The organism is Acinetobacter sp. 1542444 (assembly GCF_000581835.1).
GTDB classification, from domain to species: domain Bacteria; phylum Pseudomonadota; class Gammaproteobacteria; order Pseudomonadales; family Moraxellaceae; genus Acinetobacter; species Acinetobacter pittii.
Genome location: NZ_JEYA01000001.1, coordinates 953,276 through 970,634, shown reverse-complemented (window position 1 = coordinate 970,634; position 17,359 = coordinate 953,276). Strand labels below are relative to the sequence as shown.

Genomic DNA, 17,359 nt, shown 5'->3' with positions numbered 1-17,359 from the left:
GAACTGTTCTCAATATGAGTGCAAATAATGAAACAATATCACTCTGAAACTGCCCCAATGCTTTTGCAAGATCAATATGGGCGCATCAAGCGAAAGTTACGTATTTCAGTAACTGACCGCTGTAATTTTAAGTGTGTGTATTGCATGCCTGAACATCCTGAATGGCTAAATAAACAAGATTTGCTTAGTTTTGAAGCGCTCTTTCAGTTTTGCAGTTTTATGGTGCAACAAGGTATTGAAAGTATCCGTATTACGGGTGGTGAACCATTAATGCGTCAAGGTATTGTTCATTTCGTTCGCGATTTACAAGCTTTAAAAGCATTAGGTTTAAAGCGTATTTCAATGACCACCAATGGACATTATCTTGCAAAATACGCTCAGCAATTAAAAGATGTTGGTCTAGATGATTTAAATATTAGTTTAGATAGCTTAGATCCTGTTCAGTTTAAAGAGTTGACCAAGAAAAAATTGGAGCCAGTTCTTGAGGGTATTCAAGCTACAAAAGATGCAGGGCTACCTTTTAAAATTAACTGCGTGTTAATGAAAGATAAAAATGACGATCAAATCCTACCGATGGTGAAATGGTCTATCGCCAATCATATTCCGCTACGTTTTATTGAATTCATGCCACTTGATGGTGATGCACTTTGGTCAAATAAAGATGTGGTGAGTGAAGCCGAAATTTTACAGGCGTTGCAACCACATTATTCAGTACAAGTGATTGAGCAGCAACATGAGCCAGCACGCCAATATTTACTTAACAATAGCTACGCGCTAGGCATCATTTCTACCATTACTCATTCATTTTGCCATCAATGTGACCGTATACGACTAACGGCACAAGGTGAACTCTATAACTGTTTATTTGCACCGCAGGGTTTAAATATTAAACCACAACTTCAAACGCTGGTAAGTAAACAACGTACACCAGAATACGATATGTATATCCAAAATTTAAAGAATTTGGTCCATCCATATATCTGGCATAAAGCTAAAGGCTTTCATGCCTTACAACATCAACAAACCCGTAAAATCAGTATGCATATGCTTGGGGGATAAATGCAGCAATCTATCCAAATTAAAATCGAATCATTTGGTGCAATTGAAAAATTGCTTCCACAAAATCTTTCGTTAGTTTTCCCCACCGATATTTTAGTTAAAGATGTCTTAAATGAAATTGTTTCGTTGCATCCGGAATGTACACAGGCCATGGAAAAATGTGCATGCGCTATTGGCGATAATGTCATAACAAGGCAATCAGCTTTAAGTCAGCCATGTACTTTGGTTTTATTATCACCCGTTGCAGGAGGCTAAGCCATGCGAGATTTTGCACGTATACAAGAGCAGGCTTTAAGCCTTGATACCTTTGATCCTATTGAATCATTTCCTGAATGCGGTGGAATTGATATTTTTATGGGTACGGTTCGTAATCATCATGAAGGTAAAGCTGTTAAAGCACTGAAATATACCTCGTATAAACCGCTTTCTGAAAAAATGATACGTGAAATTGAACTGGAAATTGAGAAAAAGTATCAGGTATCTTATGTGCGAGTGGTTCATCGGATTGGATATCTAGATGTGGGTGAAACAGCCATTATTGCAATTGCTTATGCAGCCCATCGCCGTGAAGCTTTTCAAGCATGCGAAGAAGCGGTTGAGCGGGTTAAACATGAAGTGCCTGTGTTTAAAGAAGAGTTCTTTACAGATGGCACGAGTCATTATGTAGAGGGCTGCTGTATTCGTAAGGATGCACCGCACGAACACAAGCATCACCATCATGCCGGCCATGAACACTCAAACTGAAATAAGTAAGACTAGGATAAATAATGAAAAACGTAGGAATGAAGCCGGAAAGTTATCGTGTTGCTGAAGCACAAGCAATTTTATATGCACCACCGCACTGTATTGAATTATTAAGACAAGGGAATACGGAAAAAGGTGATGCATTAAAAACTGCACGTGTTGCAGGAATTTTGGCAGCAAAACGTACTGATGAGCTGATTCCTTTATGTCATCCACTGCCGATTTATCGGGCAGATGTTGAATATGAACTAGAACATGATTTTGTAAAGATCGTTGCAGTAGTTGAAACCATTGGTCCAACTGGCGTAGAAATGGAAGCCTTAACGGCTGCAAGTCTTGCAGGGTTAACCATTTACGACATGTTAAAGCCGCATTGTGAACCAGAAGAGCTCTGGATGGACCAATGTAAATTGCTTAAGAAAAAAGGCGGTAAATCACACTTTAAGCGAGTTCTTCGTCAGCCTGTTTCGGCTGCGGTTATTGTGTTGTCAGACACCGTAGCAGCGGGTAGAAAGCCCGATACTGCCGGAAAATCTGTGGTTGAAACTTTAACCGAAGCAGGATTCGATCCAATCCATTACCAAATTTTGCCAGATGAAGCGGATACTTTAAAAAACTTAGTGCTTGAGTTGAGCAAATCATATGCTTGCATTATGACGGTTGGTGGAACAGGAATTGGTAAGCGTGACATTACAGTTGATACGCTAGAACCACTTTTAGAACGAAAGTTAGATGGCTTAATGGAAGCTGCTCGTTCATTTGGACAAAAACGCACGCCATATGCTGCAATGTCGCGTGGAGTAGCTGGTTTTATTGATCGCTCTTTAGTGGTGACTTTACCGGGAAGCCGTGGTGGAGCAAGCGAATCAATGGCTGCTATTTTACCTGCCTTAGTGCATATTTTTGATGTTTGCCGTGATCTACCACATCCGGGAGGCTATGAATAATGACTGGTTGTGGTGCAGAACGTGGGTTGATTAGCGTGGATGAAGCAATTGAGCTGATTAGTAACCGACCTAAAAAATTAGACTCAATTCAGCAAGTTCTTCAAAATAGCCTAAGTAGATATCTTGCTAAAGAAATTTATTCAGAAATTAATTTACCAAGTTTCTCTCAAAGTGCTGTAGATGGTTACGCACTTTGTAGCCATGCAGAAGATTTAAATAATCAAAAGTTTCAGGTTACTGGCGAGATTCGCGCCGGAAGCGAAAGTCATGACATTCTGAATGAAGGACAGGCAATTCGTATATTTACTGGTGGCAAAATTCCTGAAGGCACAACACATGTTGCGAGGCAAGAAATCGTAGAGGTCGTTTCAGCACAAGAAATTTCGTTAACTGAACATATTCGCCCTAAAGCTGATATCCGTTTTACTGGCGAAGAAATCCAGCAAGGGCAGTTACTTGCGCAAGTTGGACAATTTTTGAATATTGGAAGTTTGGCTGCCTTAAGTATGGCGGGAGTGCAAACCGTTGAAGTCTATCGTGCGCCGAAAGTAGCTGTTTTGATCACGGGTGATGAAGTTGCCGAAACAGCAGAAGATCTAGCTGAAGGTAAAATCTTTGATGCAAATGGCCCATTACTAAAAGCTTGGTTTGAAGATTATGGTTTAGATGTTGAACTCATTCATGTGGCAGATGAGACAGCACAGGTCACACAATATTTCGATCAATTAAAAGATAGCCATGATGTCATCATAACCACGGGTGGAGTCTCTGTTGGAGACTATGATTTTGTTCGGCCATGTGCTTTTGAAGTTGGTTTTGAACAGATCTTTTGGAAAGTAAAACAAAAGCCGGGTAAGCCACTCTTTTTTGCTGAATATTCTCATCCTGAATCAGATCACCACTGTTATTTACTGGGGTTGCCCGGTAATCCTGCTGCGGTATATGTGTCTATGCAGGTTTACGGTAAAGCATTGCTCGACACTTTGCAGGGAAACCAAGCTGGGCCAGTGTGGTTTAGTGCAATTTTAGATCATGATTTAAAAGAAGATGCACGCGAGCGTTTTCTAAGAATGCATGCCTATTTTGACAATGGACAACTCAAAGTTAAAAGTCTGGCAAAACAGCAATCACATATGCTCAGTAATTTAATGCAAGCCAATTGTCTGGTTCGAATTCCGGCAAGTGCAAAATTGGAAGCGGGTTATATATTGAAGGGCGTATTTATTTCAAATTAATAACCAGTAATGATAAATATAACTCACTATATAATTGAGTGAGTTATATTTATTAAGCAATTTTAAATAATAATTTTAAATTTTTTATAATGAAAATTCTTTCATAAGCTTGATAAGAAGTTATTTTAATAATGAATCTTGCATAAATCGTGCTAAGTGGTTTAGGGTATAAACAATAGGGCCATTAGGCTAGGAAATATCGAGGAACGCATAAAGATGAAATGGGATGACATCGGTGATCAACCTTGTTCGGTTGCTCGTATGCTATCAGTGATTGGCGATCGATGGACGATGCTAATATTACGTAATGCTTTTATGGGAATACGCCGTTTTGACGATTTTCAAAAGTCATTAGGTGTCACTCGTCATGTCCTTTCGGATCGTTTAAAGCGTTTGGTTGAATATGAAATTTTAGTCAAAGCCCCTTATTTTGATCGGCAGGAACGCTTTGAATATAAATTGACTGATAAAGGTTTTGAGCTTTATCCAATTATCTTATCTATGGCAAATTGGGCAGATAAATGGATGGATCAAGGTTTAGGTAAACCTTTAGAATATCGTCATAAAACTTGTGGTCATAAATTTGAACCAGTCATGGTATGTTCGGTTTGCCGTGAACCTTTACATGCAAAACAAGTTCAGGTTTCAGCTGGGCCAGGTTATTTTGCATATATGCAGCAAAAACAGAAACAAGCTTAATTTCTCTTATTGCCAACTAAGACTCTTGTTGAATTGCATCAGCCAGAGTTTTATAGATATGGTCATGATTTGACTGTGTTACATTAAAGCGTATAAATTGACCAGCATTGGAAGCTTGGCTAAACGCATTTCCTGGCGCAAGAATAACCTGATGATTAATACAATATTTTGCAATTTCTGAAGCTTCAACTCCCTTTGGCAAATGACACCAAACAAAAATTCCAGCTTGAGGCTTAATCCATGGTTTTATACCCAAAGGTTCTAACTGAGTAATGGTATCGTGCATCGCTTTTGCTAATCGGACCTTTAATAATTCTATATGTTTACGATAAGAACCATCTGTTAAAGCACTTAATAAAACTTCAGCTGATACACCATTGTGAGAAAAGCTTGTGGCAATTTTCAGGTCGGTGAGCTGATCAATCCATTCTGGTTTAGCAATGATATAACCACAACGAATAGATGCCGATAAAGTTTTAGAAAAACTCCCAATAAAAATGACACGTGAAAGATTATCCAAAGCAGCAAGCCGAGGAGCAGGGCTATATTCAAAGTCTGAGAAAATATCATCCTCAACAACAATCAAATTTGATTGTTCAATAAGTTTTAATAATTGATGCGCCGTAGAAAGAGAAAGTACTGCACCAGTCGGATTATGAATTCCTGAGTTGGTGATATAAAGGCGTGGATTATAAGTTTCAATTGCTTCTTTAAATGCCTCTAAGTCAGGACCTGTTGGTGTGTAGGGAATACCAATAACTTTGACTTGATGGACTTTAAGTAATGCATGAAAGTTGAAATAACAAGGATCATCAATAAGAACGACATCATTCGGCTTTAATAAAAATCGGCAAACCAAATCAATTGCTTGAGTTCCAGAGTCTGTTAAAAGCACTTGATTAAGATTTGCATTGATACCTTTTGCTTGAGCACGTCTTGCCAGTAAATCACGTAGAGCTGGTAATCCTAATGGCGTTGAATAACCCATCAAACAATCATCTGGGCTTCTTGCAGCCGACCTTAATGCTTTACGAATACTATCTAATGGCATCCAGTCATCAGGTAACCAACCGCAGCCGGGTTTAAAAACATCTGATTTTGCTTCTAAAGATTGACGTGAAATCCATAATGGATCGACTGAGCGATCTAATTTAGGACCTAATTCGCTTAAAGAAAGAGGGGCAAGCGGACCAACAATATAAAAACCAGATCCAGTTCTTGATTCGATTTTGCCTAGAGCAATTAATCTTTCATAGGCTTCTACAACCGTTGATACAGAAAATCCAAGGTTATTTGCTAACTTACGAACGGAGGGTAAGCGTGCTCCAGGCATTAAAGACCGATTTTTTATTTGTTGCTCAATCTCAGAAATGACAATTTCAATTTTGGTTTTGTTCTGTTTCACTGGCTTACAATCCGAACTGTACTGGTTATTAATGCATTACAGTTCTTTTGAATTGTACTGCTTTGTATCTGGTTTATTCACCTTAGCACAGCTTAAATTCTTCGTATAGTGACGGAGAAAATTATGAATAGGTTTATGAATGGCTGGGTGAATGGTTTTATTGGCGTGGCTATTTTTGCGGGATCACTACCAGCAACACGTGTAGCCGTAATGGGGTTCGAACCGGGTTTTCTAACTGCGGCACGTGCGGCAATTGCAGGTATTTTAGGCCTTATTCTTATTTTGGTTTTAAAACAAAAAAAACCAGCCAAGCAAGATTGGTGGCCTCTTGCCATCGTCTCTTTAGGCGTGGTAATAGGTTTTCCTCTATTTACAGCGCTTGCTCTCCAATACATGAATGCGGCTCATTCAATCGTTTTTGTTAGCCTTTTACCTCTCGCAACTGCAATATTTGCTGTACTGAGAGGCGGAGAAAAACCCAATCAATTTTTCTGGATATTCGCAATCTTGGGGAGCGCGGTTGTATTTGCTTATATGTTCTTCATCTCTGGTGATACCTCACTTGGGATAGGAGACTTTTATATGTTGATGGCAATTATTTTATGTGGTTTTGGCTATGCAGAAGGCGGTGTACTTTCAAGAAAAATAGGGGGGTGGCAGGTCATTTGTTGGGCGCTAATTTTATCATTACCGTTTATGCTATTTCTGACTATTTTCTATATGCCAGCTTCATTTCAGAGCGTATCTACATCAGCTTTGGTCGGCCTTATTTATGTGTCTTTATTTAGTATGCTGATAGGTTTTTTCTTTTGGTACAAAGGGCTTGCACAAGGAGGGATTGCTGCGATTAGCCAACTACAACTCTTACAACCTTTAATGGGATTAGGTATTGCTGCGGTCTTGTTACACGAACAAGTAAGTTGGTCAATGTTGGTGGTTACAGCAGCAACGATTTTATGCGTCGCTGCTGCTAAAAAATTTACTTAATTTTATAAACAATTTGCTGGTTTAGGGATTCCAGCTAAACGACTTAAATGACGCGCCACTAAACCAGTATTAAATTGTTGCTGTAAAACCGCATTATTAATTTCTGGACTAACCGTTTTTATTAAAAATTTAATCAGCGGGCGAGTTGCTGGAGAATGTCCAAACTGTTGATAAAACTGACGTACAGCTGCTAAAACTTCAAAATGCCAATCGGTGAGTTCAAGATCAAGCGATTTGGCAAGTTCTTGCGCAACTTCAGGATTCCAGATTGTGTAATCAACCAAATGACCATCTTGGTCTAATTCTAAATTCATGAAACCAGCCTAAATATATTATTTAAGAGAAATACAGCGATTAAACGTTAAAACCAGATCAGCAAATTGATCGTAATCTAATACCTTCACTTGAGCTAAAGTAGCTGTATCGATTAAATCTTTTTCGATGCTTAAACATGAAACAGATACAAATGGTTGAATCATTTCAGCAGAAAGGTGTGCAGTTGCATCACCCATAAAAACAATTTGGTCACCTACCTGAAAAAGATTGTGTAATTCATCAATAATTTTCGGCGTAGAATGGTAAGAAGATTGCACAAGATAAAGTGTTGACGGATTCATTAAACTTACACCTTAATCTACCAATATAGAACATGATCAAAAGATTGAATAAACTCAGCATTCAACTGAACGAATTCAATTTCTTGTTCGGTTTTTTGTACAAGAGTATGCTGCTGATTTTTACATTCAATCAGAATAGGGCTCAAGTCGTAGAACTCAAAACTTTCGACCATATTTGAGGCCACTTTGAAAGCCTGACGAAACTGATCAAAGCTCAAATCATTTTGCAAAAGACTAAGAGCAGCATCTTTCAATAATACTTTGACTGGTGAGCCAAAGGTTGCTAAAACCATAGTAGCAGAAAGGCTTTCATTGATTTGAAGACTGGTTAAATTGGCTTGGCTTAAAATGACGAGTACAGATTTCACACAATATACCTTTTAAAAGCAACAATCTAAGCAAACAAAGTAACTTAAAATTGAATAAGACGAGATGCTGACTTTACTGCATCAGCAAGTTCACCTAACCCGACAAGTTCAAAGTCTTTGGCAAGGTTGTGATGAGTAAGGTGATGACGACTGGCATTTTCTGCATCTGTAATACCACGAGCGAGGGCAGCACTCACACAAACAGGAAGACGAATAGCAAGCTTTTGCCATTCATGCGTTAAATTACGTTGGTCGTCAGGAACCCATTGAAAATCATTAGCAACCTGCACGCCATCTTGGTAAAAGAATACACGGAAGTCTTCATTTTTACTTTTGAGTGCCTGAGCAAGTCCTAACGCATGCCAAGCATGAATGGAAGTAGGAGCAGAGGTAATTAGTAGTAATGTACTCATTGAGAATTCACTATGGTCATACGTCTAAATGGGCGTAGATACATTAAGAGAAAGGTAAGTATACAATGATTTTAGTGACAGGTGGTTTAGGCTTTATCGGTTCACACATTGCGTTGAGTCTAATGGCTCAAGGGCAAGAGGTGGTAATCGTCGATAATTTGGCTAATTCAACCTTGCAAACTTTGGAACGGCTAGAGTTTATTTCTGGTATGTACGTTCCATTTGTCAAACTTGATGTACGCAATACACCAGCGCTGAATAAGGTGTTTGAGCAATATTCAATTGATGCAGTTATTCATACTGCCGGATTCAAATCAATTGAAGAATCTAACCTTAAACCTCTTGAATATTATAATGATAATGTTAGTTGTATCATGAGCTTGCTTCGTGCCATGCAACGTACGGGTGTTCGTCACTTTATTCATCTGTCTAGCCTTGCAGCTTATGGGAAATCTGGCTTGCAATTGAGTGAAACAGAAGAATTTAATTATGCTTATCCTAATCCCTACATTAAGTCTCAACAGATGATTGAAGAAATTATCCGTGATACTTATAAAATTGACCATGAGTGGAAAATTGCGATCTTACGATTGTCTAATATCGTAGGTGCATTTGAACATGGGGTACTCGGAGAGTATGTCGCTCAGCTCCCTAAAAATATTGTTCCGCTTGCGATGCAAGTCGCAGCAATGCAACGTGATTTAATTGAATTACAAGATCAAGCTGAAACGTCAGATCATACGACTGAACGTAGTTTTTTACATGTTTTAGATTTATGTGAAGCTGTCATTGCGAGCTTACATTGGCTGCGTGAACAAACGCATTGTTGTGAAGCATTTAATATTGCACATGACCAAGTTCATTCAATTCGTCAATTACTCGATGAAATTTCACAAGTTACTAAAGCTGAAGTTCCTACACAATCAGCAATTTATAAACATGTCGAGTTAGATCAAGTTGGCGCTAATATTGAGAAAGCAAAAACCTTATTGCAATGGACACCGAAGCGCCCATTAAAACAAATGATCGAAGATGAATGGCGCTTCTATCAAAATACTTTAAATGGAAGATAAGATAATGATTCTTATTTACAATGCTGGTATGCTTGAGTACGATATTCAAAATTAACTAGCCAGAGCAAACACTTGCTTCAGCCCGTGAGTTCTTTATTGAGATAACCGAGGTTTCTATGCAAACACGAATTGAACATGACACTATGGGTGAGATTGAAGTTCCAAATGAAGCATTGTGGGGGGCACAGACTCAACGCAGCTTACAGAACTTTAAAATCGGGCAGGAACGATTACCCCGTGCCATGATTCGAGCGATGGGTTTGGTAAAAAAGGCTGCTGCAATAACCAATGCTGAACTTGAACAACTACCACAAGATTTGAGTCAATATATTGTGGGTGCTGCTGAAGAGGTCATTGATGGCAAGTGGGATTCCCAATTTCCTTTAGTTGTCTGGCAAACAGGTTCTGGTACGCAAAGCAACATGAACTGTAACGAAGTGATTGCCAATATTGCAAACCAGAAATTAGGGCAAGCCTTAGGTGCTCAAAAACCAGTACATCCAAATGATCACGTTAATCGTGCTCAATCAACAAACGACTCCTTTCCAACGGCCATTCACGTGGCAGCAAGTTTGCAAATTAATGAATTACTCATCCCTGCTGTAGAGCAGCTCAAAGCGACTTTGCAAAAAAAGTCAGATGAGTTTCAGGATATTGTCAAAATTGGCCGTACCCATTTGCAAGATGCTACTCCATTAACCTTAGGTCAAGAATTTAGTGGCTATGTATCACAGCTTGAGCATGGATTGGTTCGACTACAACAAGCTTTAAGTGGTTTATATGAGTTGCCATTAGGTGGCACAGCGGTAGGTACAGGATTAAATGCACATCCTGACTATGCAGTAAAAGCAGCAGCTCAGCTTGCACTACTTACAGGTTTACCTTTTGTAACTGCACCCAATAAATTTGAAGCTCTAGCAGGACGGGACGCCGCTGTTTTTGCATCAGGTGCATTAAAAACTTTGGCTGTAAGCTTAAACAAAATCGCGAATGATATTCGTTGGCTGGCAAGTGGACCTCGTTGTGGTTTTGGTGAAATCCGTATTCCAGAAAATGAGCCTGGTTCAAGCATTATGCCTGGAAAAGTAAACCCAACACAAAGTGAAGCAATGACCATGGTTGTTGCGCAAGTGCTTGGAAATGATACGACCATTAACGTAGCAGGTGCTTCAGGTAACTTCGAATTAAACGTCTTTATGCCAGTGATTGCTTATAACTTATTGCAATCTATTCAGTTACTTGGTGATGCATGTAATAGCTTTAATGATCACTGCGCGGTGGGAATTGAGCCTAATCGCGATAAAATTGATCACTTCTTGCATAATTCTCTGATGCTAGTTACAGCTTTAAATCCAGTAATCGGCTATGAAAATTCTGCAAAAGTTGCAAAGACTGCTTATAAAGAAAATAAAACGTTGAAGCAGGTCGCTGTTGAGCTTGGTTTGGTTACAGCGGAACAATTTGACGAAGTAGTTAAACCTGAAAAGATGGTTTCGCCAAATAGTAAGTAATCTATCTAAAAATAAAGATATTTTTAGAATCTCAATCAATAGAAAGGCACTTTGGAGCTATTTCGAAAGTGCCTTTTTATTTGAATAATTCGAATACTTAACTCCTATGAAAACTTGGCTTTTGATAATCTTATAGTTCAGGATAAAAGTTCAGTCGTTCTCATAGTGTTTAAAAAATTGAGAAATATAGTGAGAGGAAGCTATGTTTAGTAATCTTTGGAACATTTTCGGCTTTTCGTATTTCTTTTGAATGTTTTGTAACTCAGCTCAATTTATTACTTTTGTGTTAAAAAGTGCTTTTAATCGCAAAATTTACCTTAAAATCCATAGTTTTACTGATTACATTCTGGTTTTTCTATGGGAAATTTAACAATTTTAGGTGAAGCACTAGAAAGTGCAGAAATCTTGAAAAACATTCAATATCATATTAAAGACAACAGATTACCTATATCATTAAAAGATGATTTGAATAAGCAAGTTATTGAAGTTGAAAAATATTTTGGAGAAGATGATTTTGAAAAACTAGAAGTTAAGAAAAATAAAATCAATATATGGACAGGAGTTCTTGCGGTTCCAATATTGATTTATTGTATTGCATTATTCTTAAGTCGATATGTACATAACTTTGGTATCAATATTGATGTAGATGTCTTAAATCATATGTTATTCGATAACATATTTAAATATATATGGATTGTCATAATTTATGCAGTCATATTCTTTGGATTGATTGGATATTTTTATATACTTAATAACCAAAGCAAAAAATTAATTGAAAAGAATGTGAATAAACTTCTTAGCTAAATATGTTTAAAATCTTTAAGCATATAATATGCTGTGCATTCTATTATCTGTTTGTACAGATAAATCATTAATAAAAGTGTACGCGCTAATATTTATATAAAGCCCTCAAAGGAGGGCTCTTTTGGGGGGAAGGATTTAGCTTGTATCTAGAAATTAGAAAATATTAAAGTAAGCCGTCTATGTATTCCCAACCATGAGATTTCATAGCTTCAAACTTCTTTTTTAGCTCTTCTTTTTCGTACTCATGTATATCGCGTGCTAAAAGAACATGATACGAGTTAGATTCTGGTTCTATAGTCACTTCAATAATCTCTACTGGTTCAATCACTCCACTCTCAGTTAAACCAGAGTCTATAAAACACATTCCTTTTACAGGAATAACAGTACAATCATATTCCTTAGAAATAAAATAATTATTTGCTGAAGCGGAATACGTACGTGATGCTCTAACTTTCATATGTACCTCCTTCTCAAGCATAAAAAGGGAATGTTTTAGTCTGGCGTGCTTCCACAGTTATTTCTGTTTAATTTATATAGTGATTTTATTTTTTACTTCAATATTCTAATTATAGATTTTTTATTAGCATAAAATGCTGTTAGTTATAATTTATAAGTAAGGTATTAAAAAACTTATGAATCAAAAGCCAATTTCAGTTGTTTTAATTCCTGGTTATATGCTTGATGAATCTCTCTGGAATGAACTCATAGATGAAATGCCTAAAGAGTGGAGTATATCTCGAGCTACTTTAAAAGAAGGGAAAACAATCAAAGAAATTGCTCAAAATATTGTTGAACATGCGCCAGAAAGCTTTGTACTGATTGGTTTCTCACTTGGAGGATATATCGCTAGATCTATAGTGGAGCAATTTCCTGAAAAAGTTAAGGCACTTATTTTAATAGCGTCTTCACTACGCTCAGATACAGAAGAGCAGAAGAGTCAAAAGTTAACGGCGATTAAACTTAACTCTGGGAAAAATTTCCATGGGCTAAGCTCAATATCGATTGAAAAAACACTTCATCCATCGAATGTGCAGAATCGTACTCTTGTAAAAAGAATCCAAGAGATGGGGAAAGCTTTGGGTTATGAAGAATTCGTTAAACAATCTATGTTAGATAGAAGCTCTTATGATATGAGTAAAATCACATGTCCAACTTTAATCATTTCTGGTGCAGAGGACCAGCTGCGTTCTAAGGAAGAAGCTATAGAATTATTAGTTCAGTTACCCCATGCAAAGCTTGGGATAATTAAAAATACGGGCCATATGATTCCGATTGAACAACCTAAGTCGCTGGCATCAGTGATTTCCATATGGTTAAGTGAAAAGAATTTAGGAGCAAGTTAGAGAGCTTTAAATAACTTAAAAAATAGTTACTTGAGGACTTATGTTTCAGGAGGGCCTAACTTTCGTTTTCTTCGTCAGAATCTTAATAATCCTGAAAACTTGATTACCAAGTTTGATCTTTTGGTGAATGGTTGCATGATCAAGCTGATCCCATAACTCAAATGGGAAAAACTCTGAACTATGATCAAATATCCATAACCATTGGTAGCTATTGTTAAGCGTATTCTTATCAAAACGAACATCTTGGACTTTAATAATCTTAAACTGTTTATGATGTTCGTCTTGAAGAATAATTTCATGATTCTCCATTAGACATCCATACATTAAAGATAATTTTCAATTGTACTAAAATTAATAGTGTCTAATTAACTTGTTAGGTTGGCATTAATTTACAAAAGATTTCGGGTTGTTAAAGTTTGTCATTTTCAAAAAGAAAATAATCTTTACTTTTGAAATACAAGGTTTTAAATAGCTTACATTGTAAGAAGAGAGGGTAGATGTCAGAATGGACATAAAAATCTATCTTCGAGTATCGCTATGAGTTTAATAGGCTTTATGTATGCAAGTAAAACCAATAGTGAACATAGTCAAATAAAACAAGATTTAATTGATATTCTCACCGAAGCTGTCAAATTCAATTCACATAATGATATTACAGGAGTGCTTTACTATGGTAATGGATACTTCTTGCAGTATTTGGAAGGTGAGAAAGAACAGGTCGAATCGCTATTTTATAAATTAATTTTGAAAGATTCGAGACATCAGAACTGTGAAATCATCTTTTCAGAACCATCCGAACAACGGCTATTTAAACATTGGAGTATGAAATTTGCTCCCATTAACACGAAAATAAAAGAGTTCTTTCATCATCATCATGTTGATGAATTTAATCCTTATCTGCTTAACACTACATCTATTCCGACTTTTATTGAACTGCTTGTAGATCAGCCAAATTATAAAGTTGATCAATATCAAGGTTAATCGAAACCAAGAATTACAACGGATTTTTGATGTTCTATTTAAAGTTAAGCTCTCTTCGGAGAGCTTTTTATCACAAAGGCAGAAACTTTCACTAATTAATGGCGAATTGGCGTTGAATAAGCCGTCATAATTGTTAAAATGCCCACCTTGTCCTGTTTTTATATTGTTTTTTTGTTTTGCATGTATTTTGCAAAGTTAGAGATAAAATTATTAAAAACAGCTGCTTAGTTAAGGATTTTTGAATGCTCTCTATTTATTTAACAGATACCCAACAACATGTGCAATTTAATGATTATCCTAGTGATCAGCCGGTTAAGTTTCTGTTAAATCTTAAAAAGATTTTCCCAAGTACAGCGGATTTATTATTACCAGTTTTACCTGAAGATAATGATCTAGAAAACGTAACGTGGGAATCAACCTCAAAAGATTTTGAAGTTTTTAAAAAGCTATTAGCGGGATGGGGTGTTATTGAGCTTCGTTTAAATGCAATTACTGCTTATAAAGATAAAAACTTTGCAAATGAGCTAGTGAAACAAGCACAGGTAAAACGTAAGAAAACAGCGCAAAAAAATCATCAGCTTTCTTTAGTTGCTCTAGATTATATTTTTATGCACGAAGTTCATGCATTGATTGATGCTGAATTGGTCACTATTGGTGAGAAATTCTACTTACCAACCTTGCGTGAGCAATGGAAGGGTACGGTTTCAGACCAAGTGCTTAACGGTAAACTCTAATTTAAGTGTAAAAGGTGGATTTATAAAAATTCGCCTTTTTTATTTTCTAATTAAATCAGTATTTTATAATTTTAAGATTGCTTATACAAAAGTTTACAAGAAAAGAATGCGTTTTTTTCAATGTGGCAGATACATTGCTTATATAAATACAAAATTATTGCGGGAGAGAGGTTCATTAAGAACCCGCCGAAGGAGCAACAAGCCCGGAAACTCTCAGGCAAAAGGACTGTAATAATTAAAAAATCTGGAGAGAAGCTTAGATTTATAAGAATGGAAAACAATAACTTATAAATTATAAACTCACCGAAGGGGAAGATCTAAACGTTAAAAGGTAACGTTGGGGTCGAAACTCTCAGGTACCAATGACAGATGGGCTGTACTGATGAAATGTTTTTGCATTTCTGAGGAGTCTGTTATGCCACATGTTATTGTGATAGGTGCGGGAATCACAGGGGTTACCTCTGCTTATGAATTATCGCAACTGGGTTATCAAGTCACAGTGATTGATCGACATTTATATCCTGCAATGGAAACATCATTTGCCAATGGAGGGCAATTATCGGCTTGTAACGCCGAAGTATGGAACCAAAAAGCCACCGTCATTAAAGGCTTTAAATGGATGAGACAAAAAGATGCTCCTCTATTGTTGAACCCTTCATTTAGTTTGCATAAGTATAGTTGGTTGGTTGAATTTCTATCACATATTAAAAACTATGAAGCAAATACGATTGAGACGGTCCGTTTGGCATTGCTTGCTCGTAAGCGTTTGTTTGAAGTTGCTGAAAAAGAGCAGCTTGAGTTTGATTTGGAGAAACGTGGAATCCTCCATATGTATCACAGTAAGGCTGACTACGAGATTGCTAAACAAGTTAATAACGTATTGAACAAAGGTACATTGGAACGCTATTCGGTTTCACCTGATGAAATGAAAACAATAGAACCATCTTTGACGGGTGACTATTTCGGTGGCTATTACACACCAAGTGATGCGACGGGTGATATTCATAAATATTCAACTTCTTTGGCTGAGAAGACTAAACAATATGGCGTTCAATATAAGTTTGGCCTAGAAGTTATGGATATTAAGTGCAGCGCAGACAAAGTAGTCGTAACTTGTCAGCCAAGTGCTGAGCATCCTTATCTGGTTGAGTCCGATAACATTCAGCTTGAAGGTGATGTACTTGTTGTTTGTGGTGGTGTGGGGAGTTATCAACTTGCCGATATGATTGGTGAGCGAGTAAATGTGTATCCAGTAAAAGGTTATTCAATTACCGTGCAATTAAAAGATGAGCACAGTGTAAACAATGCTCCTTGGGTAAGCTTGCTAGATGAAAGTGCAAAAATTGTGACTTCTCGTTTAGGTAAAGATCGACTGCGTGTGGCAGGGACTGCTGAGTTTAATGGCTATAACCGTGACATACGGGCTGATCGTATTCAACCATTAGTGAATTGGGTTAATCGTAACTTTGATATTTCAACTGAGCATGTGGTGCCTTGGGCAGGGTTAAGACCAATGATGCCGAATATGCTGCCTGTTGTTAAGCAATCTAAACAACCTCGTGTTTTTTATAATACAGGGCATGGGCATTTAGGTTGGACTTTGTCTGCGGCAACCGCAGTTTTAGTCGGTCAGGATATTGCTCAAAAATATCCAGCGTAGAAAGTAAAAAGCCAGTGTTCAAACACTGGCTTTTATTTTAAGCGTTAATCATATAGGCGGTAGATTCCGCTAAAACGTTCACAGCCTTTTTGCTGAGTTTTCACATTAAGTAAAGCTTTTTGAAAATTAAACTGATATTTACAGTTGTGCTCATTGTCTAAAATCTCACTTTTTTGTTCAGGTGAACTATAGGCCATCAATGAGATCGTTTGAGTTTCTTTGCGGTTATTTGGATTGCGGTATGCTATCCCTTCAATCTTAATTTTATCTTTCGCGAGCTGATGGACTTGAATGTGTACAGGCTGAGCTGCTATATGTCCATTTTCAAACTTAAGATAATGCTGGGTAAGCGTTTGCTTAAGTGAAGCATAAAAATTTAAGTCATCAGTACGTAAATCAAACTGTTGTTGAATACATGTATTACTCTTGCATTGCTGAGTATGTTTAGACCATAACTTTTGTGTATCCTGTAAAAGCTGTAAGGGGGCATCAGTAACTAAATATGCAGAAAGATATTTATTATTGAGTTGCTTTCTGGATTCACTAAATGTTTTTGAACAGATTTTAAGCTCAGCTCCAGTATTGGAACAGTCTATTGATTCTGCAAAGACAAGAGGTGAACATAAACAACTCAGTGTCACGACAAAACTTAATCTTTTCAATTGATTCATATCAGTATTAGACAGCATGATCGCTTATACTTTCAGTCTACTTTGCTAGGTGTACTATAGCGAAACAGAACGGCTGAATACAAGATTTCTTAAGTTTTTATGGAAGGT

Annotated in this window: 22 protein-coding genes and 1 riboswitch; of the genes, 14 read left to right on the top strand and 8 right to left on the bottom strand. The window is 37.1% G+C overall.

Annotated features, from left to right (window positions below; all coding sequences use genetic code 11):
- The first annotated feature begins 18 nt into the window (after positions 1 to 18).
- From moaA to J580_RS08815, 6 genes are all read left to right on the top strand, one after another.
- Positions 19 to 1,059 (top strand): GTP 3',8-cyclase MoaA, encoded by a 1,041-nt coding sequence (gene moaA, locus J580_RS08840; RefSeq protein WP_081403566.1) that lies wholly within the window; start codon positions 19 to 21, stop codon positions 1,057 to 1,059.
- Positions 1,060 to 1,314 carry a MoaD/ThiS family protein gene (locus tag J580_RS08835; protein ID WP_017480948.1) on the top strand — a complete coding sequence of 85 codons (255 nt, stop codon included), beginning with the start codon at positions 1,060 to 1,062 and terminating at the stop codon, positions 1,312 to 1,314.
- A 3-nt stretch (positions 1,315 to 1,317) separates the two neighbouring features.
- On the top strand, positions 1,318 to 1,803 hold the full coding sequence (locus J580_RS08830) for a molybdenum cofactor biosynthesis protein MoaE (protein WP_032003835.1): 486 nt from the start codon (positions 1,318 to 1,320) through the stop codon (positions 1,801 to 1,803).
- Between the two features lie 23 nt (positions 1,804 to 1,826).
- A complete protein-coding gene (gene moaCB, locus J580_RS08825) occupies positions 1,827 to 2,750 on the top strand; it encodes a bifunctional molybdenum cofactor biosynthesis protein MoaC/MoaB (RefSeq protein WP_000799987.1) in 924 nt (307 codons plus the stop codon).
- A complete protein-coding gene (locus tag J580_RS08820) occupies positions 2,750 to 3,985 on the top strand; it encodes a molybdopterin molybdotransferase MoeA (protein WP_032003834.1) in 1,236 nt (411 codons plus the stop codon). Before moaCB ends, J580_RS08820 begins: the two co-directional genes overlap by 1 nt.
- A gap of 216 nt (positions 3,986 to 4,201) precedes the next feature.
- A complete protein-coding gene (locus tag J580_RS08815; protein ID WP_005068860.1) occupies positions 4,202 to 4,684 on the top strand; it encodes a winged helix-turn-helix transcriptional regulator in 483 nt (160 codons plus the stop codon).
- A gap of 16 nt (positions 4,685 to 4,700) precedes the next feature.
- Here J580_RS08815 and J580_RS08810 read toward each other — a convergent pair whose 3' ends face one another.
- On the bottom strand, positions 4,701 to 6,089 hold the full coding sequence (locus tag J580_RS08810; RefSeq protein ID WP_032003832.1) for a PLP-dependent aminotransferase family protein: 1,389 nt from the start codon (positions 6,087 to 6,089) through the stop codon (positions 4,701 to 4,703).
- A 123-nt stretch (positions 6,090 to 6,212) separates the two neighbouring features.
- On the opposite strand from J580_RS08810, the gene J580_RS08805 reads away from it, so the two are divergent.
- Complete coding sequence (locus J580_RS08805) at positions 6,213 to 7,076, top strand: DMT family transporter (protein WP_025465973.1); 864 nt, start codon at positions 6,213 to 6,215, stop codon at positions 7,074 to 7,076.
- 2 nt (positions 7,077 to 7,078) lie between these two features.
- Here the strand turns inward: J580_RS08805 and J580_RS08800 are convergent, their stop codons facing one another.
- From J580_RS08800 to tusD, 4 genes are read right to left on the bottom strand one after another with little or no spacing between them, the layout of a single operon-like run.
- On the bottom strand, positions 7,079 to 7,390 hold the full coding sequence (locus J580_RS08800) for a TusE/DsrC/DsvC family sulfur relay protein (RefSeq protein ID WP_032003831.1): 312 nt from the start codon (positions 7,388 to 7,390) through the stop codon (positions 7,079 to 7,081).
- Between the two features lie 18 nt (positions 7,391 to 7,408).
- A complete protein-coding gene (locus tag J580_RS08795) occupies positions 7,409 to 7,693 on the bottom strand; it encodes a DsrH like protein (protein WP_032003829.1) in 285 nt (94 codons plus the stop codon).
- 17 nt (positions 7,694 to 7,710) lie between these two features.
- Positions 7,711 to 8,061 carry a hypothetical protein gene (locus J580_RS08790; protein ID WP_032003827.1) on the bottom strand — a complete coding sequence of 117 codons (351 nt, stop codon included), beginning with the start codon at positions 8,059 to 8,061 and terminating at the stop codon, positions 7,711 to 7,713.
- 44 nt (positions 8,062 to 8,105) lie between these two features.
- Positions 8,106 to 8,474: a sulfurtransferase complex subunit TusD gene (gene tusD / locus J580_RS08785; RefSeq protein WP_032003825.1), complete on the bottom strand. Its 369-nt coding sequence runs from the start codon at positions 8,472 to 8,474 to the stop codon at positions 8,106 to 8,108.
- A 65-nt stretch (positions 8,475 to 8,539) separates the two neighbouring features.
- Here tusD and galE point away from each other — a divergent pair, with 65 nt between their 5' ends.
- From galE to J580_RS08770, 3 genes are all read left to right on the top strand, one after another.
- Entirely contained in the window at positions 8,540 to 9,547 is a 1,008-nt protein-coding gene (galE, locus tag J580_RS08780; protein ID WP_014207002.1) for a UDP-glucose 4-epimerase GalE, read from the top strand.
- A gap of 116 nt (positions 9,548 to 9,663) precedes the next feature.
- On the top strand, positions 9,664 to 11,058 hold the full coding sequence (gene fumC, locus J580_RS08775) for a class II fumarate hydratase (RefSeq protein WP_005068873.1): 1,395 nt from the start codon (positions 9,664 to 9,666) through the stop codon (positions 11,056 to 11,058).
- Positions 11,059 to 11,415: 357 nt separating this feature from the next.
- The gene (locus J580_RS08770; RefSeq protein ID WP_032003823.1) at positions 11,416 to 11,862 is read left to right on the top strand and encodes a DUF6097 family protein; all 447 of its coding nucleotides are present in this window, start codon (positions 11,416 to 11,418) and stop codon (positions 11,860 to 11,862) included.
- Positions 11,863 to 12,025: 163 nt separating this feature from the next.
- Here J580_RS08770 and J580_RS08765 read toward each other — a convergent pair whose 3' ends face one another.
- The gene (locus tag J580_RS08765) at positions 12,026 to 12,319 is read right to left on the bottom strand and encodes a hypothetical protein (RefSeq protein ID WP_002115649.1); all 294 of its coding nucleotides are present in this window, start codon (positions 12,317 to 12,319) and stop codon (positions 12,026 to 12,028) included.
- Positions 12,320 to 12,494: 175 nt separating this feature from the next.
- On the opposite strand from J580_RS08765, the gene J580_RS08760 reads away from it, so the two are divergent.
- The gene (locus J580_RS08760) at positions 12,495 to 13,205 is read left to right on the top strand and encodes an alpha/beta fold hydrolase (protein ID WP_032003822.1); all 711 of its coding nucleotides are present in this window, start codon (positions 12,495 to 12,497) and stop codon (positions 13,203 to 13,205) included.
- A gap of 45 nt (positions 13,206 to 13,250) precedes the next feature.
- On the opposite strand, the gene J580_RS0104080 is transcribed toward J580_RS08760, so the two are convergent.
- Positions 13,251 to 13,514 carry a hypothetical protein gene (locus J580_RS0104080; protein WP_017398951.1) on the bottom strand — a complete coding sequence of 88 codons (264 nt, stop codon included), beginning with the start codon at positions 13,512 to 13,514 and terminating at the stop codon, positions 13,251 to 13,253.
- 228 nt (positions 13,515 to 13,742) lie between these two features.
- Here J580_RS0104080 and J580_RS08755 point away from each other — a divergent pair, with 228 nt between their 5' ends.
- From J580_RS08755 to J580_RS08745, 3 genes are all read left to right on the top strand, one after another.
- The gene (locus J580_RS08755; RefSeq protein ID WP_017398952.1) at positions 13,743 to 14,186 is read left to right on the top strand and encodes a BLUF domain-containing protein; all 444 of its coding nucleotides are present in this window, start codon (positions 13,743 to 13,745) and stop codon (positions 14,184 to 14,186) included.
- A 242-nt stretch (positions 14,187 to 14,428) separates the two neighbouring features.
- The gene (locus tag J580_RS08750) at positions 14,429 to 14,920 is read left to right on the top strand and encodes a hypothetical protein (protein ID WP_002115670.1); all 492 of its coding nucleotides are present in this window, start codon (positions 14,429 to 14,431) and stop codon (positions 14,918 to 14,920) included.
- Between the two features lie 150 nt (positions 14,921 to 15,070).
- A riboswitch (glycine riboswitch) is annotated at positions 15,071 to 15,159 on the top strand.
- A gap of 176 nt (positions 15,160 to 15,335) precedes the next feature.
- Positions 15,336 to 16,580, top strand: a complete 1,245-nt coding sequence (locus tag J580_RS08745; protein ID WP_017385991.1) for a D-amino acid dehydrogenase — start codon at positions 15,336 to 15,338, stop codon at positions 16,578 to 16,580.
- A 44-nt stretch (positions 16,581 to 16,624) separates the two neighbouring features.
- On the opposite strand, the gene J580_RS08740 is transcribed toward J580_RS08745, so the two are convergent.
- Positions 16,625 to 17,269: a hypothetical protein gene (locus J580_RS08740; RefSeq protein ID WP_016140721.1), complete on the bottom strand. Its 645-nt coding sequence runs from the start codon at positions 17,267 to 17,269 to the stop codon at positions 16,625 to 16,627.
- Positions 17,270 to 17,359: the final 90 nt, after the last annotated feature.